This window comes from Streptomyces sp. NPDC057287 (genome assembly GCF_042667905.1).
Classification (GTDB): Bacteria; Actinomycetota; Actinomycetes; order Streptomycetales; family Streptomycetaceae; genus Streptomyces.
In genome coordinates this window covers 127,195-146,323 of record NZ_JBHUYV010000012.1, presented here as the reverse complement: position 1 = coordinate 146,323, position 19,129 = coordinate 127,195, and the positions used below count along the sequence as shown (strand labels likewise).

Genomic DNA, 19,129 nt, shown 5'->3' with positions numbered 1-19,129 from the left:
TCCGCTCCACCCCTGCGCACCGCCGCGCCTCACGCGAGTGTGCAGTTCAGAGCCGCCCTCCTGCAGTCCCGAAGGACGTATTGCCATGGCCGCCAGCCCCGAGAAGCCTGCTACCGCCACGCCCCGCCGCAAGGCCGGACGTCACCGTGGTGAAGGTCAGTGGGCCATGGGTCACTTCACCCCGCTGAACGGGAACGAGCAGTTCAAGAAGGACGACGACAGTCTCAATGTGCGGACACGCATCGAGACGATCTACTCCAAGCGCGGGTTCGACTCCATCGACCCGAACGACCTGCGCGGACGCATGCGCTGGTGGGGCCTGTACACGCAGCGCAAGCCCGGAATCGACGGCGGCAAGACCGCGGTCCTGGAGCCGGAGGAGCTGGACGACCGCTACTTCATGCTCCGCGTGCGCATCGACGGCGGGAGGCTGACGACCGCGCAGCTGCGCGTCATCGGCGAGATCTCGCAGGAGTACGCGCGCGGCACCGCCGACGTCACCGACCGGCAGAACGTCCAGCTGCACTGGATCCGCATCGAGGACGTCCCGGCGATCTGGGAGAAGCTCGAGGCCGTCGGGCTCTCGACCACCGAGGCCTGCGGCGACTGCCCCCGCGTGATCATCGGTTCGCCGGTGGCCGGCATCGCCGCGGACGAGATCATCGACGGCACGCCCGCCGTCGACGAGATCCACGAGAGGTACATCGGCAGCAAGGAGTTCTCCAACCTGCCCCGCAAGTTCAAGACCGCGATCTCCGGCTCTCCGGTCCAGGACGTGGTGCACGAGATCAACGACATCGCGTTCGTGGGCGTCGACCACCCGGAGCACGGCCCCGGCTTCGACCTGTGGGTCGGCGGCGGGCTCTCCACCAACCCGCGCTTCGCCGAACGGCTGGGCGCCTGGGTGCCGCTGGACGAGGTCGCCGACGTGTGGGCCGGTGTCGTCGGGATCTTCCGCGACTACGGCTACCGCCGGCTGCGCACCCGTGCCCGCCTGAAGTTCCTGATGGCCGACTGGGGGCCCGAGAAGTTCCGCCAGATCCTTCAGGACGAGTACCTCAAGCGCCCGATGCTGGACGGACCGCCGCCCGCGCAGCCCTCCTCCCGCTGGCGCGACCACATCGGTGTGCACGCGCAGCAGGACGGGCGCTTCTACGTGGGCTTCGCGCCGCGCGTCGGCCGGGTGGACGGCTCGACCCTGGCCAAGATCGCCGACCTGGCCGAGGCACACGGCTCGGGCCGGGTCCGCACCACCGTCGAGCAGAAGATGCTCGTCCTGGACGTCGAGCAGGACCGGATCGAGTCGCTGACCGCAGGGCTGGAGGCACTCGGCTTCCAGGTGAACGCCTCCCCCTTCCGGCGCGGCACGATGGCCTGCACCGGTATCGAGTTCTGCAAGCTGGCGATCGTCGAGACGAAGGCGCGGGGTGCCGCGCTCATCGACGAACTGGAGCGCCGCATGCCGGACTTCGAGGAGCCGCTCTCCATCAACATCAACGGCTGCCCCAACGCCTGCGCCCGCATCCAGACCGCGGACATCGGCCTCAAGGGCCAGCTCATGCTGGACGGCGACGGCAACCAGGTCGAGGGCTACCAGGTGCACCTGGGCGGCGCGCTCGGCCTGGAGGCCGGTTTCGGCCGCAAGGTCCGCGGCCTCAAGGTCACCTCGGCCGAACTCCCGGACTACGTCGAGCGGGTGCTCGGTAAGTTCCAGGAGGAGCGCGAGGACGGCGAGCGCTTCGCGACGTGGGCGGCCCGCGCCGACGCGGAGTCGCTGACATGAGCGAACGAGCCGCGCCGTTCTACTGCCCGTACTGCGGCGACGAGGACCTCCGCCCGCACGAGACCGGGCACGGCGCCTGGGAATGTGCTTCCTGCAACCGCGCGTTCCAGCTGAAGTTCGTGGGTCTCCTGACCCGGGGACTCAAGCGCGACGACGTAGAAGGGGACGGGACATGACGGACACTCTGCACGCTGCCGAGCTCACCGACGAGGCCCTGAAGGATCTGGCGGTGCGCGCCGGGCGCGACCTGGAGGACGCCTCGGCTCTCGACATCCTGAGGTGGGCGGCCGACACGTTCGGCAAGCGCTTCTGCGTCACGTCCTCCATGGAGGACGCGGTCGTCGCGCACCTGGCTTCCCAGGTCCTCCCCGGTGTGGACGTGGTCTTCCTGGACACCGGCTACCACTTCGAGGAGACCATCGGCACGCGGGACGCGGTGGGTGCCGTGATGGACGTCAACCTCATCACGCTGACGCCGCGCCAGTCGGTGGCCGAGCAGGACGCCGAGTACGGACCGGAGCTGCACGACCGCGACCCCGACCTGTGCTGCGCGCTGCGGAAGGTCAAGCCCCTCGAGGAGGGACTGACCGCCTACGCGGCCTGGGCGACCGGCCTGCGCCGCGACGAGTCCCCCACCCGGGCGAACACCCCGGTCGTGGGCTGGGACGAGAAGCGCCGCAAGGTCAAGGTCTCGCCGATCGCCCGGTGGGCCCAGGAGGACGTGGACGCCTACGTGGCCGAACACGGCGTACTGACCAACCCGCTGCTGATGGACGGCTACGCCTCCGTCGGCTGCGCGCCCTGCACCCGGCGGGTGCTGGAGGGCGAGGACGCACGGGCCGGCCGCTGGGCCGGGCGCGGCAAGACCGAATGCGGGCTGCACGGCTGATGACGACTGATCAGGAGATATCGATGAGCGTGACGGAGACGGGAGCCACCGTCTGGCTCACCGGTCTGCCGAGCGCCGGCAAGACCACCATCGCCTACGAGCTGGCGGGGCGGCTGCGCGCGGACGGGCACCGGGTCGAGGTGCTCGACGGCGACGAGATCCGGGAGTTCCTCTCCGCGGGCCTCGGCTTCTCCCGCGAGGACCGGCACACCAACGTCCAGCGGATCGGCTTCGTCGCCGAACTGCTGGCCGCCAACGGCGTGAAGGCCCTCGTCCCCGTCATCGCGCCGTACGCCGACAGCCGTGACGCGGTGCGCAAGCGTCATCAGCAGGAGGGCACCGCGTATCTGGAGGTGCACGTCGCGACCCCGGTCGAGGTGTGCTCCGAGCGCGATGTGAAGGGGCTGTACGCCAAGCAGGCCGCGGGCGAGATCAGCGGTCTCACCGGGGTCGACGACCCCTACGAGGCGCCCGAGTCGCCGGATCTGCGGATCGAGTCGCACCAGCAGACCGTGCAGGAGTCCGCAGCGGCGCTTCGTGCGCTGCTCACCGAGAGGGGCCTGGCGTGAGCACCGTCGCCACCGTGCCGGATGGCACCGTCAACCCGTACGCGCTGAGCCACCTGGACTCCCTGGAGTCGGAGGCGGTGCACATCTTCCGTGAGGTGGCGGGTGAGTTCGAGCGGCCGGTGATCCTCTTCTCCGGCGGCAAGGACTCGATCCTGATGCTGCACCTCGCGCTGAAGGCGTTCGCCCCCGCGCCCATCCCCTTCACGCTCCTGCACGTGGACACCGGGCACAACTTCCCCGAGGTCCTCGAATACCGCGACCGCACCGTCGAGAAGCACGGGCTGCGCCTGCACGTCGCCTCCGTCCAGGAGTACATCGACGCCGGGAAGCTCCGCGAGCGCCCGGACGGCACGCGCAACCCGTTGCAGACGGTCCCACTCACCGAGGCCATCCAGCAGCACCGCTTCGACGCCGTGTTCGGTGGCGGGCGCCGCGACGAGGAGAAGGCGCGGGCCAAGGAGCGGGTCTTCTCGCTGCGCGACGAGTTCTCCCAGTGGGACCCGCGCCGCCAGCGCCCCGAGCTGTGGCAGCTCTACAACGGCCGCCACGCCCCCGGCGAGCACGTCCGCGTCTTCCCCATCTCCAACTGGACCGAGCTCGACGTCTGGCAGTACATCGAGCGTGAGGGCATCGAGCTCCCGGAGATCTACTTCGCCCACGAGCGTGAGGTCTTCAGCCGCTCCGGCATGTGGCTCACCGCCGGCGAATGGGGCGGCCCCAAGGAGCACGAGAAGACCGAGACCCGCCAGGTCCGCTACCGCACCGTCGGCGACATGTCCTGCACCGGCGCCGTCGACTCCGACGCCACCACCCTGGACGCCGTCATCACCGAGATCGCCGCCTCCCGCCTCACCGAGCGGGGCGCGACACGCGCCGACGACAAGATGTCCGAGGCCGCGATGGAAGACCGCAAGCGCGAGGGGTACTTCTAAACATGACCACCATCACCGAGCTGTCGGCCACCACCCTGCTGCGCTTCGCCACGGCCGGGTCGGTCGACGACGGCAAGTCCACCCTCGTCGGACGTCTGCTGCACGACTCCAAGTCGGTCCTCACCGACCAGCTCGAAGCCGTCACCCAGGCCTCGCTGGGCCGCGGCCAGGACGCACCCGACCTGGCGCTGCTCACCGACGGCCTGCGCGCCGAGCGCGAGCAGGGCATCACCATCGACGTCGCCTACCGCTACTTCGCCACGCCCCGGCGCCGGTTCATCCTCGCCGACACCCCCGGCCACGTGCAGTACACCCGCAACATGGTCACCGGCGCCTCCACCGCCGAGCTGGCCGTCGTGCTGGTCGACGCCCGCAACGGCGTGGTCGAGCAGACCCGCCGCCACGCGGCGGTCGCCGCGCTCCTGCGCGTCCCGCACGTCGTCCTCGCCGTGAACAAGATGGACCTCGTGGACTACGCGGAGCCCGTGTTCGCCTCGATAGCCGAGGAGTTCACCGCGTACGCCGCCTCCCTCGGCGTCCCGGAGATCACCGCGATCCCGATCTCCGCCCTGGCCGGCGACAACGTCGTGGAGCCGTCCGCCCACATGGACTGGTACGGCGGCCCGACGGTCCTGGAGCACCTGGAGACGGTTCCGGTCAGCCACGACCTCACCGCCTGCCACGCGCGCTTCCCCGTGCAGTACGTGATCCGCCCGCAGAGCGCCGAGCTCCCCGACTACCGCGGTTACGCCGGTCAGATCGCCGCCGGGGTGTTCCGGGTCGGCGAGACGGTCTCGGTGCTGCCGTCCGGGCGCACCACGACGATCGAGGGGATCGACGCGCTCGGCGAGAGCGTCGACATCGCCTGGGCACCGCAGTCCGTGACGATCCGGCTGGCCGACGACATCGACGTCTCCCGCGGCGACCTGATCGCGCCGGCATCGGACACGCCCGCCACCACCCAGGACGTCGAGGCGACCGTCTGCCACGTGGCCGACCAGCCGCTCACCGTCGGCCAGCGCGTGCTCCTCAAGCACACGACCCGCACGGTCAAGGCGATCGTCAAGGACATCCCGTCGCGGCTGACCCTGGACGACCTCTCCCAGCACCCGGCCCCCGGGCAGCTCGTCGCCAACGACATCGGCCGCGTCGTCGTGCGCACCGCCGAGCCCCTCGCGCTCGACGCCTACGCGGACTCACGGCGCACCGGCTCCTTCCTCCTCATCGACCCCGCCGACGGCACGACGCTGAGCGCCGGTATGGCGGGCGCCTCGTTCGCCGCCGTCACCGAGGCCGCTCCGGACGCGGACACCTCGGCCGAGGACGCGGAGTGGGACTTCTGATGATCACCGATTTCTTCTCGACCTTCGCGAAAGAGGGCGGCCGGGTCGGCAGCGGTGCCCTCGGCAGCGGCCAGGGCGGGGTCGGGCGATGTGCGTGATGACGTACGCGCACTGCCTGCGCGCCCGCTCGTACCACCCGCACCGCCAGTTCAGACGAAGACCTGCCGACCACCCGGCCGCGCCACCTGATCCCAGGGGGACGTGAGCACCGGGCCAACGAGGGGAAAACCTCCCGTGCCTGCCACCCGTACCACTCTGCGCCGCGGTCTCGCCGCTGCCGCCGCTCTGCCGCTGCTCGCCGTGGCAGCCACCGCCTGCGGCTACGGCTCCGAGGCGAAGGACGACGACGCCGCGAAGTCGAACGTCTCCGCCGACGGGAAGAAGCTCTCGGCGGACACCGTGAAGATCGGATACTTCCCGAACCTCACGCACGCCACCGCCCTGGTCGGTATCCAGGAAGGCATCATCGCCAAGGAGCTGGGCGGCACCTCGGTCAAGCCCTCGACGTTCAACGCCGGGCCCTCCGAGATCGAGGCGCTCAACGCGGGTTCGATCGACATCGGCTTCATCGGCCCCTCCCCCTCGATCAACGGCTACGCCAAGTCGCAGGGCCAGAGCCTGCGGATCATCGGCGGCTCGGCCTCCGGGGGCGTGAAGCTCGTCGTCGACCCGAAGAAGATCAAGACCCTGGACGACCTCAAGGGCAAGAAGATCGCCACCCCGCAGCTCGGCAACACCCAGGACGTGGCGTTCCTCAACTGGATCTCCGAGAAGGGCTGGAAGGTCGACGCCCAGAGCGGCAAGGGCGACGTCTCCGTGGTCCGCTCGGACAACAAGGTGACCCCGGACGCCTTCAAGTCGGGTTCGCTGGACGGTGCCTGGGTCCCCGAGCCGACCGCCTCCAAGCTGGTCGCCGAGGGCGGCAAGGTCCTGCTCGACGAGTCGAAGCTGTGGCCGGACGACAAGTTCGTCATCACGAACATCATCGTGTCGCAGAAGTTCCTCTCCGAGCACCCGGACGTCGTGGACGCGGTGCTGCGCGGCACGGTGAACACCAACAAGTGGATCAACGCCAACCCGGACAAGGCGAAGGCGTCGGCCAACACCGCACTGGAGAAGCTCAGCGGGAAGGCGCTGCCCGCCGAGGTCCTCGACCCGGCGTGGAAGTCCATCCAGATCACCGACGACCCGCTGGCGGCCACGCTCCAGGCGCAGGCGGACCACGCGGTCAAGGCCGGTCTGCTGGAGAAGCCCGACCTCAGCGGCATCTACAACCTGAAGCCGCTGAACAAGATCCTGAAGGCCGCGGGACAGCCCGAGGTCGCCGACGCCGGTCTCGGCGTCAAGTAGCCCACCCGACCGCACCAGGATTCTGACGTTTCCCAGGAGGTGACGACCATGGCGACCACCACCCTCACCAAGGCCGAGGACCGAGCAGCGGTCGACTACGCCGCTCGCATCACGCATGTCTCCAAGTCCTTCGCCGGACCGACGGGGCAGCAGCTCGTCCTGGACGACATCACACTCGATGTCGCTCCGGGTGAGTTCGTCACCCTCCTGGGAGCGTCCGGGTGCGGCAAGTCCACGCTTCTCAACCTGGTCGCGGGACTCGACCGCCCGACCGCGGGGTCCATCGAGACCCCCGGCGGGCGGCCGGCCCTGATGTTCCAGGAGCACGCCCTCTTCCCGTGGCTGACCGCGGGGAAGAACATCGAACTCGCCCTGCGGATGCGGGGGGTACCGAAGTCGGACCGCCGCCCCGAGGCGGAACGGCTGCTCGAACTGGTACGCCTCGGCGGGGCGTACGGGAAGCGGGTGCACGAGCTCTCGGGCGGGATGCGCCAGCGGGTCGCGATGGCCCGTGCGCTCGCCCAGGACAGCCAGCTGCTGCTGATGGACGAGCCGTTCGCCGCGCTCGACGCCATCACACGCGACGTGCTGCACGACGAACTGACCCGGATCTGGCGCGAGACGAACGCCTCCGTCCTCTTCGTCACCCACAACGTCCGCGAGGCGGTACGGCTCGCCGAGCGCGTCGTCCTCCTCTCGTCGCGTCCGGGACGGATCGCCCGGGAGTGGACGGTCGACATCGAGCAGCCGCGCCGCATCGAGGACACCGCCGTGGCGGAGCTGTCCGTCGAGATCACCGAACAACTGCGTGGGGAGATCCGCCGACATGGCCAGCACTGAAACGAAGGCCGACGACCTGGCGGGGCTCGAGGCCGGCCTCGACGCGCTCGACGCCGTACAGGTACGCCGGACGCCGACCCGCGAGGTCCTGCTCAACAAGGTCCTGCCGCCGGTCGTCGCGGTCGTGCTGGTGGTCCTCGTCTGGCAGCTCCTGGTCTGGGCGAAGGTCACCGACGACTACAAGCTTCCGCCGCCCTCAGCGGTCTGGGAGAGCCTGACCGACATGTGGGCGCAGGGCACCCTGCTGGAGGTCATCTGGACCAGCGTGTCCCGCGGTCTGCTCGGCTTCGTGATGGCCGTCGCGATCGGCACCCCGCTGGGGCTGCTGGTGGCGCGGGTGAAGGTGGTACGGGCGGCGATCGGCCCGATCCTGTCCGGGCTGCAGTCCCTGCCGTCCGTGGCATGGGTGGCGCCGGCCATCATCTGGCTCGGCCTCGATGACAAGACGATGTACGCGGTGATCCTGCTCGGCGCGGTCCCGTCCGTGGCCAACGGTCTGGTCTCCGGTGTCGACCAGGTGCCGCCGCTGTTCCTGCGCGCGGGCCGCACGATCGGGGCGACGGGGCTGCGCGGGACGATCCACATCGTCCTGCCGGCGTCGCTGCCCGGTTATCTGGCGGGCCTCAAGCAGGGCTGGGCGTTCTCCTGGCGCTCGCTGATGGCCGCCGAGATCATCGCGTCCTCGCCCGACCTGGGCCTGGGGCTCGGCCAGCTGCTGGAGAACGGCCGGAACAACTTCGACATGCCGGGGATCTTCCTGGCTATCCTCCTCATCCTGTTCGTCGGGATCGCGATCGACCTGCTGATCTTCAGCCCGCTGGAGCGGCGGGTGCTGCGCAGCCGCGGTCTCCTGGTCAAGAGCTGAGTTCCCATGCCTGCCCCTGTCCTCCTCGTCATCGCCCACGGCAGCCGCGACCCGCGGCACGCGGCGACCGTCCACGCGCTCACCGCGCGGGTACGGTCGTCGCGGCCCGGGCTGCGCGTGGAGACGGGTTTCCTGGAGTTCAACGCCCCTTCGGTGCCCAGGGTGCTGGAGCGGCTGGCCGCCGAGGGCGCGGAGGAGGTCGTGGCGCTTCCGCTGCTGCTGACCCGCGCGTTCCACGCCAAGTCGGACATCCCGTCGGTGCTGCACGAGGCCCGCACGCGGCTTCCCCGGCTGCGGATCAGCCAGGCCGACGTCCTCGGCCCGTCCCCGCTGCTGAACGCGGCGCTGGAGCAGCGGCTGCACGAGGCCGGGGTCACCCCCGGCGACAAGAGCTCGACCGGGCTGGTCCTGGCCTCGGCGGGCTCCACCGACCCGGAGGCGATCGCAGTGATCGCTGAAATCGCGCGGGAGCTGCGGCACACCGGTTGGTGCGCCGTGCGGCCTGCGTTCGCCTCCGCATCTCTTCCCCGCACCGCGGACGTGGTGCGGGCCCTGCGGGCCGACGGCGTACGACGGGTCGCGGTCGCGCCGTACGTCATCGCGCCGGGCCGTCTCCCCGACCGCATCGCGGCCGGTGCCGAGGAGGCGGGGGCCGACGTGCTCTCCGGCGTACTCGGCCCGTCCCCCGCGCTGGCCCGCCTGCTGCTGACCCGTTACGACGAGGCGCGTGTCCCGCTGGCCGGGGCGGTCAGCGCCTAGGGGCTGTCGCGGGTCCGGCCCACGCTCGGCATGGCTGCGTGCAGGTTCGCAGCGGCACACGTCCGCGGTGAGGCCGTTTCGTGAGTCCTCACCACAGACGATGTTCGACGGTGGCCGCACCCGTCTCGGCGCCCGCCTCGACCGGCAGGGGACGATCCCCGGCCGGAGCGCTCAGGCCTTCTGGCTCCTCGCCAGTGCCTTCGACGCCTTGATGCGCTCGGGGTCCTCCACGTTCTGAGTCCCGGCGCCCTTGCTCGGAGTGATCTGCCACTCCCTGAGCTTCGCTGCGACCTGCTTGAGCTGCTGCGACTCCGGCGGCACGTCGATGAAGAACATGGATTCCATGGCGGGCTTCATGTCACCGCCCCACTTCACCACGCCTCCGAGCTCCGCGAGGATGTCCCGGATCGCCGTGACCTGGTACGGGAAGAAGTTGCCCGTGACGCCCAGCGGATAGATTTCCGGGTACAGCGCCAGTGCGGTTCCTGACAGGTGGTTGGACTCGAAGTCCGCCCTGACCTCGCCATCGGCGCGATATCCGACGATCTCACCGCGCTCGTCCTCCAGCCGGGCGACGTCGTAGTGGAAGCGCTGTGCCAGATAGGCCAGGACCGTCGCGGTGTCTCCTTCGCGAAGGACGACGGTCAGGCCGGTTCCCTGGATGTCGAAGGTCCCGGTGGACGACGAGCGGGCGTTCGGAATGGCCCAGCCGTTCGCCGAGGTCGATCTGCGCCACGTGGTGTCCGCGGCGACGGCGGTGGCGGGGGCCAGCAGTGCGCCTCCACCGGAGACCAGCGCGGCTCCGGCAGCGACGCCGGTGAACTGCTTGAGTATGGTGCGACGCGAGTATGCGATGGTCATGAGGTCCCTCCGGGAATGTGTCGGGCCCGCCGGTACAGGAACGCGGCGGCACAGGTCATGGCGACGGCAAGACCAGCAGGCACCTGGACGAACACGTTGATCGATGTGGAAAGGTGCTCCACCGTCGAGCCGTCGGAATAGATGCAGGCGTTACGAAGCGGCCAGTAGTCCTGCTGCAGGCTCGCCAACTGGGCGCCGGACGCGTTCCTGTCCTCGCAGAGCTCCGGGAACGGCCCGCCCAGAGTGACGGAGAGCCAGCCGTAGCAGTACACGGACGTGGCCGAGAAACCGAAGGCCAGGGCAAGAAGCGCACAGATCCTGGACAGCGAGCGCGGTGGGTTTCTCAGCATGAGAACGATCACCAGGATGCACGCCGCCACCGCCGCCACGCTGATGAGGAGGAACAGGCCCATCAAAGGTGCCGGCATTGCTCTTCCCTCTCCTGATCCTGTTTCGCGGTCACGCGGGACCGCGTGGTTCTCCGTGGGATTCGGTACGACGAGGGCGGTCCGTCGGCGGAGCCAACTGCTTCACACCTCCTGGTCGATGAGACGCTGCAGAACTTCGGCGAATCCCCGGTAGAACTCGTCCATCACGGAGTCGGACTCGTTCCAGGGCTCCTTGAAGAGCGGGCAGTTCCGCTGGATCAGCAGTGCACGCGTACTCGACAGCAGAGTGTCGTCGATCTGGTCCTCGAGAAACGCCTTCGCCGTCTTCTTGGCCCCGTCGGTGGTGTTGCCGAACCTGGCCGCGCTGAAGTCGCTGAAACGCGTCAGGTGCCCCCCACCGACCAGGATCTTCCTGAGTTCGGTGACGATGTTCGTGCCGCCGGCCTTCAGCTTCGTCGCGACGGTGAACCCGTCTATGTCCTCGATCAGGTCGCTCAGCGAGAACGTGGACGCGACGTCCGGCCTGGCCAGGTTCTTGCGGCAGAAGTCCAGTGGGGACGCGTTGTCCGAACGGCTCCATTCGCCGTAGAACGTGAGGAGGTCCCCGCCCCAGCTGGCGAGCTCGGCACGATTCGCCTTGCCGACGCCGGCGTTCCCCTTCAGGAAGTAGCCTGCGGCACTGGCGATCAGGTGGTCCGGGCTGATGGTGACACCCATCGACGGGTCTGTGTACGCCTGGTCCCTCGCACGGCCGAGTCCCCGGTCGACAGCGAATTGGATGAACGCACTGTCCACATCACCGAACAGCGATCCCCAACGGGAGTCGGTGTACTTGTCCCAGCGCATGAACTGCAGGCACAGTTCGTTGGCGTTGCCCTTTCCGTACGCGACGGCTGCGTCGTACACCTTCTGGACGTACGCCAGGAACTCGTCGACCGAGGAGCTTCCCGACTGGTTGACCGAGCTCTGGCCGAAGTCCGAGCCGGGGCGGTGTGCCACCCGGTCCAAGGCGAAGGTGTCCGAACCCGCGCTGAACTCGAACTCCTTGATCTGGTTGAACGTCCAGTTCTGCGGGAGGGGGAATCCGAGGTTGCCCGAGAATCCGTAGGACATGCCGGAGACGTACGCGTACGGCACGTAGGCGCCTCCGGAGACGCTGGCGCACACGTTCCGCGAACCGTACACACCGGTGATGTACTTGCTGCCATTGCTCTTCAAGGCGTCGTTCACGCCGAGGAAGTAGTCGACGATCTTGTCCATCTCCGCTTGCGTGGCGTCGTAGTCGACCGCGAAGTAGATCACCGTGCTCCGGTTGAACCCGTACCCCTCAGCCCGTTCGTGAGCCATGCGCCCGTGCGAGAAGCCGTTGGGATACGAGAAGTCCGCGAGCTTCCGCGCGTCGTACTGCCACAACGGGATGACGTTCAGACCGGCGGAGAAGATCGCTTCCAGCTCTCCGGGCTGTATCTCCTTGTTCAGCGTGCTCTCGGCCGGCTCGTCGAGATAGCGGCCCACCGCACGGTAGCCGGCGGCGTAGAGCGCCTTCGCCCGGGAGGAGGTGATGGTGAAGCGGGTGTCACAGCAGTTGACCGACCGGTCGGGGTTGCCGTAGGAGACCAGCAACTGCGCCCAGGTGTCGAAGTCGGCCTTACCCGAGTCACTGAGAGCGGAGAAGCTCTGGAACTTCGTCACCCAGCTCTTCAGCTTCGGGCCGAACTCGTAGCTGAAGCTGGCGATGTCGCCACTCGTGTTGGAGGGGCCGTTCGCCACACAGGCGGCGGAGAACAGCTGCACCCATGTGCCGGAGTCGCCTTCGGCGAGCGTGTGGGACCTCAGGCTCGTTTCCGTGGCGGGACCGAAGACGCCGTTGACCGAACCTTCGGGAATACCGGCCTCGTACTGGATGCCCTTCATCAGCGCCTGCTGGACGTCCCGGGAGAAGAAGCCGTCGGCCGGGCCGATGAAGAAGGTCGACTTCTTCCAGTAGCGGGCGTTGAGCCACCGCTGCATGAGGCGGATCTGCTCCAGGCCGCCGGACAGGAAGATGTAGGCATCCATGGTGAGCAAGGCCTTGAACACCTTGGCCGGCAGGAAATTGCCGATCTCTTCCGGCGAAATTCCCATGTCCTCCATCATCGCCTTGAAGCCGACCAGCGTGGAGTTCGACATCTCCCCGTCGATGGCGCCGGCGCTGTACCCCTTGCAGAAGAGGCCGCACTGGATGATCTTGACTATGTTCTTGTTCGACTCACCGACGGTGACGTCCCCCCTGGCCGCCAGCATCGCCAACGTGGTGGGTCCGAAAGCGTTGGAGAGCGCGGTGATCCCGAGTTCATGCTGCAACGCCCGGGTCAGGGAGTACATGGTGTTCCATCCGGTCTTCCCGTCCTCCGTCACGGAGTTGTAACCGGCGACACTCTTGTACGTCGCGTTGACCCATTTCTGGGCCTGGAGAACCATTTCGTCAGCCATGGCGGCAATCCGCTCCTTCAACTCTTCGAAACGTGCTGGGAACTGGCGAGATCGAAACCGGTCACGACGAACGACCGGGCAGCCTCAACGAGGGCGTGTTGGACGGCGTGAACATCGCGAGGATGGATGCGGCCCCGGGGTACGCGGTCGAGATCTGACTCCGACCGGGCCGGCCCCCTCGAAGGCTTAGCCGTGCGACAGCGGGACAAGGCCCGCCCACCGGAGGAGGAAGGGCCGCCGGAGTCGCCGACCCGTCACTCAGGACGCCGGCCTCCACGAGGAGTGCGACGCTGTCGAGCGCCTGGTCGACGAGTCAAGGCGTGGCACGCCACCTCTACCCGGCACCCGGCACCCGGCACGACGAGGCCTCCGGGAGCCTTCAGGCGCCTTCCGTGACGATCCGGTCAGGCGACTCCCCCTGGGCGCGCACAGGTGGCACCGGTGAGCAGGGCTCCTCCGGATCCGGTGCCCCCCGACCCACATGAACGTGCAGGTCCCGTCGGGCTCCGTACAGGGTCGCGAACCGGCGGGCACGCGGCCGGAGTTCACGCAGCGGAAGGGGGGCAGCGGGAAGCCCGGGGCAGGTCATGTTCTTCGTGGACAAAGGCAGCCATTCCCGCTGGCGTTCGACCCCGGAATTCGAGATCGTCACGCGTCTTCCGGATGAAGGTCACAAGTTATTCACAGAGGACCGACGAGTCTGTGACGCATCGCACACGACGTGCGAAGTCGGGACGCTTTGGCTTGAACTGGAGGTCGACTTCCGGGCCTTACGGCCGCGCCTCTCCCCGTCGAGTGAAGCCTCCGCACAACGCGTGCACGCCTTGGCGGATCACGAACGGGACTCGCCGTACCTGACATGTCGAATCTTTGCACTTCTGGCGCTTATATCAGGATAGTGAGCCGATTTGCGGACTGCCGTTCAAGGGTGGTTCGCCGTGCGGGACGTCGGTAGGAATGACTGAAAAGATTCGGCTGCGAGACCTTCGCGGATTGCGGTCGCGGCGATGGTTTCCATGTGAACGCACAGCCGGTCGGGGCTTTCCTCGCCGGTTCGTCGTGATGCGGGAGAGCAGCCGGTGCTCGCTCCTGTTCCCCGTCGACGTGCCGGAAGGCGAGGGCGCACGGTGCTGACGACGCGCTACCGGCCCAGGTCCAGGCTGCCGGTGCGCTCCCGCTTCAGCTCGAAGAAGTCCGGGTGGCCGGCCAGGACGCGGAAGCTGTCGAAGATCCGCCCCGCCTCCTCACCGCGCGGGGCGGAGTTGAGCACCGGTCCGAACCAGACGGTGCCGTCGACATGGATCGTGGGGGTTCCCACGTAGGAACCGGCCGCCGGGTCCTTCCCCCGGTCGTGGCTGCGGCGTACGGCCTCGTCGTACGTGTCCGTGTGCGCCGCGTCCGCCAGGGCGGCGGGCAGGCCCAGTTCGGCGAGAGACTCGGCGACGACTGCGTCGAAGTCCTCGTTCTTCTCGCGGTGGATACGGGTGCCCAGGGCGGTGTAGAGGTCCCGGAGGACGCCCGGACCGTGGCCGGCCGCCGCGGCGGCGGCGACCCTCACCGGTCCGATCGACTTGTCGACGAGCTCGCGGTACCAGTCGGGCAGGTCGTTGCCCGTGTTGTGCAGGAAGAGGCTCATGACGTGGAAGCGGAGCTCGATCTCGCGCTGCCGCTCCACCTCCAGCATCCAGCGGGATGCGATCCAGGCGAACGGGCAGGCGGGGTCGAAGTAGAAGTCGACGGCCACGCTGCCCGATGTCTTGTTCACGTGGGTGCTCATGCGTGAAGCCTAGGGAGCCGGTGGCCCGCAGATCTGGGCCATTCGGCCCCCTTGGCGGTGGGCCACCGGTGCCCGCGGGCGTCAGGCCGGCCGGTCTCCGCGCGGGTCGCGGCCGCTGAGGGCCAGCGCGCGCTCGAAGTCGGACGCCCCCTCGGGCAGGGTGACTTCACCGGCGAAGCCCTCGTACTGCCGGTAGAGGGCGGCCGTGCCCTCGACGGTCTCCAGGAGGTAGCGCGCCGCCGGGCCGGAGAGCCGGAACTCCTGTCCGGTGGCGCGGGCCACGTCCCAGCCGTGCAGTGCGGTCTCCATGATGAGCATCCCCGCGATATCAGGGGCCGGGGTAGAGCCGTGCCCGGTGTCGATGCCGCCCTCCCAGACCGCGGGGTCGGACCAGGAGGCGACCGCCTTCTCCAGCTGGGCGGCGTACTGCTCGGGCCAGTCGGCGTCGGCCGTGAAGTCACGTTCCGTCAGCTCGTCGGGGATGGGGGTGCGCAGGGCCCGGCACTCCAGGCCGTGGGCACTGTAGAGCACCCAGTGGTTGACGAGTTCCCGCAGGTCCCATCCGTGGCAGGGGGTCGGGGCGGAAACCGGCAGGGTGGCTCCGACGCCCCGGGCCGTCCGGGCGGACTCGGCGGCGCATTCGGTCATGTACGCGTACTCGTTCCTCATACACCCCACCCTGCGTTCCGCCCGGGCGCCCGGTCTTGAAGAAAGGCGACAGCCGTTCAGCCCTCCGCGTCCACCAGGGCGGTGAGCTCGGCCGCCGTCATCGATCCGGCGGCGCGTCTCTCCCGGGCGAAGGAGTTCGCGGTGCGCCGCAGCACCTCGTTCACGGGTGTCGGGATGCCGTGCATCCGGCCGAGCAGGACGATCTCGCCGTTGAGGTGATCGGTCTCGATGGTGCCCGTGCCCCGGCTGAGGCTCTGCCAGGACGAACCCCCGCCGCGCTCGGTGCCGTCTGAGGGCCCGAAGCGGATCCGGTCGCCGCGGACAGCTTCCTGCTCCGCCTTCCCGGTTGCCTCGATGCCTGCCGCGGCGAGCACGGCTTCTCCCTCCGCGCGGGCCCGGTCGAACAGGGCGGACGCGTCCGGGCCGACCGGCACACCGGTCACGGCCTCGACCGCGTTGGCGAGGTTGGACAGCAGCTTGGCGTACTTCCACCGCATCACGTCGGGCACGACGGGCGCCGCCAGCTTCGCCTTCTCCCAGTCCGCCGCGACGGCGTGCACCGTGTCGTCGGTGCCCGAGGGGTAGCGGCCGAGGTGCAGGATGCCGGTGAGCGGGGTGCAGGGCGCGGAGACCCTGCCCGGCTCCACGAAGGTCGCCGGAAGGTAGACGCAGCAGCCGTAGACCCGGCGGAAGCGGCGCAGTGCCAGGCGTTCGTTCTCGACGCCGTTCTGCGCGCAGATCAGGGGCAGTCGCTCCCCCGCCGTGCCGCCTCCCCGTACGGGACGGGGGCTCCAGGCGTCGAGCGCGGCGACGCTGTCCTGCGTCTTGACCGCGAGGACGAGGACGTCGTCCGGACCGAGGCCGACCGCCTCGGGGCCGTCGGCGACGGGGAGGCGGTGGGTGCGGGTGCCTCCGGGGGTGGTGAGGCGCAGTCCGTCGTCACGCAGGGCTTCGTACTGTGCCCCTCGTGCGACGAGCACCACCTCGTGGCCCGCTTCCGCGAGCCGTCCGCCCATGGCGCCGCCGACGGCGCCCGTTCCCACGATGATGTAGCGCATGCCCGCGAGCCTCGCACAGTGCCGTCCCGGGCGGGAGGCGGGTACGGCGACGGGCCGCGCTCGGGGAGCGCGGCCCGTCAGTCGTACCCGCGCGTGCTAGAAGACGCTCACGCCGTAGGCGTTGAGGGCCTCGACGACGGGCTGGAAGAAGGTGGTGCCGCCCGAGGAGCAGTTGCCGCTGCCGCCCGAGGTGAGGCCGAGGGCCGTGGAGCCGGAGAAGAGCGAGCCGCCGCTGTCGCCGGGCTCGGCGCAGACGTTGGTCTGGATCAGGCCGTAGACGATGTCGCCACCGCCGTAGTTCACCGTCGCGTTCAGGCCGGTGACGGTGCCGCTGTGGACTCCGGTGGTGGAGCCGCTGCGCTTGACGGACTGGCCGACGCTCGGGTTGGCGGCGGAGGTGATGTCCTGGTAGCTGCCGTTGTAGAGGTAGACCCGGCCGTCGGCGGCGGCGGCGTTGCTGTGCCGGATGAGGCCGTAGTCGTTGGTCGGGAAGCTGGAGCCGGCCCGCGTACCGAGGGTGGTGGTCTGGCCCGAGTTGGTGTACCAGGTGCTGCCTATCTCGGTGCAGTGTCCGGCGGTCAGCGCGTAGTAGGTGCTGCCGCTGCGGACGTTGAAGCCGAGGGAGCAGCGGCCGCCGCCGGCGTAGATGGCCTGGCCGCCCGCGATGAGCTTGTTGAACGTGCCCTCGGTGCGGTTGACGTCGGCCTTCGCGCCCGAGTCGGTGACCGACTTCTTGATCGTGGCGATCTCGGCGGCGGTGACCGTGCTGTCGACGGTCACGACGACCTTGCCGGTGCCGGCCTCGGTGTACCAGGCGGTTCCGGCGATGTCGGCACCGCGCACGGCGGCACTGGCGTCGGCCAGCTCGGCCTTCGTCACGGTGTCCGGGGCCGCCTGAGCGACCGCGGTGGGTGCCGCAAGCGCCACGGCGGTGACCAGACCGGAGGTCGCGGCGATGAGGCGAGCACGTCTGGAGAGTGAACCGAGGGGGGCGAAGCGCTTGAAGGTCACAGGATCCTCCGTCGTTGGGGGGTGTCCGGCCCACTGGGTGGGCGGGCCGAGGTGTGCGGCTGTCCGCGACCAGTGGGTTTTCTCGTCGTGGACCTGCCAACCGCACGCCTCGAATCCTTGACTCCGCTTGACCGGGTGACAAGGTCGCCTTCCGGACCGGGGAGGACGAACGGACCGTGGACTCCGCCCTGCGTGCGAGTGACCTCCGAACTCCGGCGTCCGCTCACCGAACGGGAAGGGGCAGCGAATTGCTGCAAAGCCCGGAACGGGGGGCGGACTTCGGCCGCTGTCTACGCGCATCGCGTTCACACACGCCCCGGCCGCCCGGGAGCCCGGTGCGCACGAGCGCCCACGGCCCGGAGCGGGCTCTTCGGGGCGCCGTCCGTTCGGACGGCTTACCGGCGTTTTGCCCGGGCGCTCCGGGTGGCCGGAATCAGCCCTTCCGGCGGGAACCGGCCGGACTACGGGCTCGGATCAGACCGGGGCGGCACCCTTGCGGCGCCGCACCGGTGTGTGCTGCGGGGGTGGTGGCAGGGCGCTGGTGGAAGCCGGCGCTCAGACCTCGGCGAACGGATCGTCGATGAAGGGCGTGGCCTGGTGGAAATAGAGCAGCCAGCGGCTCCCGTTCAGCCGCCACAGCGAACTGCGGTGCGAGCGCAGCCCTTTGGACTCCGTGTCGAAGGTGAGGTGCACCAGATCTGCCGCGAGCTGGTCGCCCCGCATCCGTGACGCGGTGAGCGGCCCGGGGTGCTGTGCGCCCGGGTCGGTGAGCATGGCGATGATCGTGTCCCGCTCCCAGAGCCGGCCACTGGTGCCGATCTCCCTGAACTCGGGGTGCAGGAGGGTGGCCAGCACCTCGGCGGAGGCCCGCACCACGGGATCGAGGAGGCGGAGCTCGCCCTCGACGGCTGCGGCCACGGCGGGCGAGGGCTCATTCACGTGTCATCTCCACAAGTTTGACCACGGTGTTCCAGTTGCGGCTGGTGGCGACGAGGCCGCGGGTGAAGGCGGGCCGCCCGAGCGCGACGGCGAGCTTGGAACGGCCGAGCCCGTCGGGCGCGTAGAGATACAGGGCCCTGTCCCCGAGCCGGAACTCTTCGGGGCGGAAGGCGCCGGCGTCGAGCGAGGCGAACCGTGCGGCGTCGACCGCCTGGTCGAAGTACGTCACATGCAGCTGCTTGGCCTCGAGATCCGCGGCCGGGAAGGGGCAGGCCTCCGCCACGCCCGCGAGATAGGCGCCGGAACGGACTAGGCAGTCGACCGGGAAGCCGAAGCGGGCTTCGATCGCCCGCTCCAGCTCGGCGCTCAGGGTTCCCTCGTCGTCCGACGCACTGCGGAAGACGGCGTTCCCGCTCTGCAGATGGGTGGCGACGTCCTCGTACCCCAGTTCGCCGAGCAGTTGACGGAGATCCGCCATGGGGACCCGCCGGTGGCCGCTGACGTTGACCCCGCGCAGCAGCGCCGCGTACATCGTGCTCATGCCCCCACCCTAGATCCTTCCGCGCGGCGGCCGCCGCGCCCCGTGGGGGAGGGCGCGGCGGCCTTCGTGCTCGTCCTGCTGT

20 protein-coding genes are annotated in these 19,129 nt (G+C 69.3%); 11 read left to right on the top strand and 9 right to left on the bottom strand.

The window, feature by feature from the left end; genetic code table 11:
* The first annotated feature begins 85 nt into the window (after positions 1 to 85).
* From ACFUNE_RS23550 to ACFUNE_RS23505, 10 genes are all read left to right on the top strand, one after another.
* Positions 86 to 1,783 carry a nitrite/sulfite reductase gene (locus ACFUNE_RS23550; RefSeq protein ID WP_383571366.1) on the top strand — a complete coding sequence of 566 codons (1,698 nt, stop codon included), beginning with the start codon at positions 86 to 88 and terminating at the stop codon, positions 1,781 to 1,783.
* Complete coding sequence (locus tag ACFUNE_RS23545) at positions 1,780 to 1,959, top strand: hypothetical protein (RefSeq protein ID WP_383571363.1); 180 nt, start codon at positions 1,780 to 1,782, stop codon at positions 1,957 to 1,959. The genes ACFUNE_RS23550 and ACFUNE_RS23545 overlap by 4 nt, the downstream gene beginning before the upstream one ends.
* Complete coding sequence (locus ACFUNE_RS23540; protein WP_383571360.1) at positions 1,956 to 2,672, top strand: phosphoadenylyl-sulfate reductase; 717 nt, start codon at positions 1,956 to 1,958, stop codon at positions 2,670 to 2,672. Before ACFUNE_RS23545 ends, ACFUNE_RS23540 begins: the two co-directional genes overlap by 4 nt.
* Positions 2,672 to 3,241: an adenylyl-sulfate kinase gene (gene cysC, locus ACFUNE_RS23535; protein ID WP_099174957.1), complete on the top strand. Its 570-nt coding sequence runs from the start codon at positions 2,672 to 2,674 to the stop codon at positions 3,239 to 3,241. Before ACFUNE_RS23540 ends, cysC begins: the two co-directional genes overlap by 1 nt.
* Complete coding sequence (gene cysD, locus ACFUNE_RS23530) at positions 3,238 to 4,173, top strand: sulfate adenylyltransferase subunit CysD (RefSeq protein WP_383571357.1); 936 nt, start codon at positions 3,238 to 3,240, stop codon at positions 4,171 to 4,173. The genes cysC and cysD overlap by 4 nt, the downstream gene beginning before the upstream one ends.
* Before the next feature lie 2 nt (positions 4,174 to 4,175).
* The gene (locus ACFUNE_RS23525) at positions 4,176 to 5,516 is read left to right on the top strand and encodes a sulfate adenylyltransferase subunit 1 (protein WP_383571354.1); all 1,341 of its coding nucleotides are present in this window, start codon (positions 4,176 to 4,178) and stop codon (positions 5,514 to 5,516) included.
* A gap of 234 nt (positions 5,517 to 5,750) precedes the next feature.
* Positions 5,751 to 6,866 carry an aliphatic sulfonate ABC transporter substrate-binding protein gene (locus tag ACFUNE_RS23520; RefSeq protein ID WP_383571351.1) on the top strand — a complete coding sequence of 372 codons (1,116 nt, stop codon included), beginning with the start codon at positions 5,751 to 5,753 and terminating at the stop codon, positions 6,864 to 6,866.
* 48 nt (positions 6,867 to 6,914) lie between these two features.
* On the top strand, positions 6,915 to 7,706 hold the full coding sequence (locus ACFUNE_RS23515; RefSeq protein ID WP_383571348.1) for an ABC transporter ATP-binding protein: 792 nt from the start codon (positions 6,915 to 6,917) through the stop codon (positions 7,704 to 7,706).
* On the top strand, positions 7,693 to 8,571 hold the full coding sequence (locus ACFUNE_RS23510) for an ABC transporter permease (protein ID WP_383571345.1): 879 nt from the start codon (positions 7,693 to 7,695) through the stop codon (positions 8,569 to 8,571). Before ACFUNE_RS23515 ends, ACFUNE_RS23510 begins: the two co-directional genes overlap by 14 nt.
* A 6-nt stretch (positions 8,572 to 8,577) precedes the next feature.
* On the top strand, positions 8,578 to 9,330 hold the full coding sequence (locus ACFUNE_RS23505; protein ID WP_383571342.1) for a sirohydrochlorin chelatase: 753 nt from the start codon (positions 8,578 to 8,580) through the stop codon (positions 9,328 to 9,330).
* 171 nt (positions 9,331 to 9,501) lie between these two features.
* On the opposite strand, the gene ACFUNE_RS23500 is transcribed toward ACFUNE_RS23505, so the two are convergent.
* From ACFUNE_RS23500 to ACFUNE_RS23490, 3 genes are all read right to left on the bottom strand, one after another.
* Positions 9,502 to 10,191: a hypothetical protein gene (locus ACFUNE_RS23500; RefSeq protein ID WP_383571339.1), complete on the bottom strand. Its 690-nt coding sequence runs from the start codon at positions 10,189 to 10,191 to the stop codon at positions 9,502 to 9,504.
* Positions 10,188 to 10,619: a hypothetical protein gene (locus ACFUNE_RS23495; protein ID WP_383571336.1), complete on the bottom strand. Its 432-nt coding sequence runs from the start codon at positions 10,617 to 10,619 to the stop codon at positions 10,188 to 10,190. The genes ACFUNE_RS23500 and ACFUNE_RS23495 overlap by 4 nt, the downstream gene beginning before the upstream one ends.
* Before the next feature lie 102 nt (positions 10,620 to 10,721).
* Positions 10,722 to 13,052 (bottom strand): glycoside hydrolase domain-containing protein, encoded by a 2,331-nt coding sequence (locus ACFUNE_RS23490; protein WP_383571333.1) that lies wholly within the window; start codon positions 13,050 to 13,052, stop codon positions 10,722 to 10,724.
* Positions 13,053 to 13,084: 32 nt separating this feature from the next.
* On the opposite strand from ACFUNE_RS23490, the gene ACFUNE_RS23485 reads away from it, so the two are divergent.
* Positions 13,085 to 13,210 (top strand): hypothetical protein, encoded by a 126-nt coding sequence (locus tag ACFUNE_RS23485; RefSeq protein WP_383571330.1) that lies wholly within the window; start codon positions 13,085 to 13,087, stop codon positions 13,208 to 13,210.
* A 983-nt stretch (positions 13,211 to 14,193) separates the two neighbouring features.
* Here the strand turns inward: ACFUNE_RS23485 and ACFUNE_RS23480 are convergent.
* From ACFUNE_RS23480 to ACFUNE_RS23455, 6 genes are all read right to left on the bottom strand, one after another.
* Complete coding sequence (locus ACFUNE_RS23480) at positions 14,194 to 14,829, bottom strand: DsbA family protein (protein ID WP_383571327.1); 636 nt, start codon at positions 14,827 to 14,829, stop codon at positions 14,194 to 14,196.
* A gap of 81 nt (positions 14,830 to 14,910) precedes the next feature.
* Positions 14,911 to 15,498, bottom strand: coding sequence for a TIGR03086 family metal-binding protein (locus tag ACFUNE_RS23475; RefSeq protein WP_383571324.1), 588 nt, complete (start codon positions 15,496 to 15,498; stop codon positions 14,911 to 14,913).
* A gap of 56 nt (positions 15,499 to 15,554) precedes the next feature.
* Positions 15,555 to 16,556 carry a ketopantoate reductase family protein gene (locus tag ACFUNE_RS23470; protein WP_383571321.1) on the bottom strand — a complete coding sequence of 334 codons (1,002 nt, stop codon included), beginning with the start codon at positions 16,554 to 16,556 and terminating at the stop codon, positions 15,555 to 15,557.
* A 96-nt stretch (positions 16,557 to 16,652) separates the two neighbouring features.
* Positions 16,653 to 17,567, bottom strand: a complete 915-nt coding sequence (locus ACFUNE_RS23465; protein ID WP_383571318.1) for a S1 family peptidase — start codon at positions 17,565 to 17,567, stop codon at positions 16,653 to 16,655.
* A 555-nt stretch (positions 17,568 to 18,122) separates the two neighbouring features.
* Positions 18,123 to 18,506 carry a DUF4440 domain-containing protein gene (locus ACFUNE_RS23460; protein WP_383571315.1) on the bottom strand — a complete coding sequence of 128 codons (384 nt, stop codon included), beginning with the start codon at positions 18,504 to 18,506 and terminating at the stop codon, positions 18,123 to 18,125.
* Positions 18,499 to 19,047 carry a DUF1697 domain-containing protein gene (locus tag ACFUNE_RS23455; protein WP_383571312.1) on the bottom strand — a complete coding sequence of 183 codons (549 nt, stop codon included), beginning with the start codon at positions 19,045 to 19,047 and terminating at the stop codon, positions 18,499 to 18,501. Before ACFUNE_RS23455 ends, ACFUNE_RS23460 begins: the two co-directional genes overlap by 8 nt.
* Positions 19,048 to 19,129 lie beyond the last annotated feature (82 nt).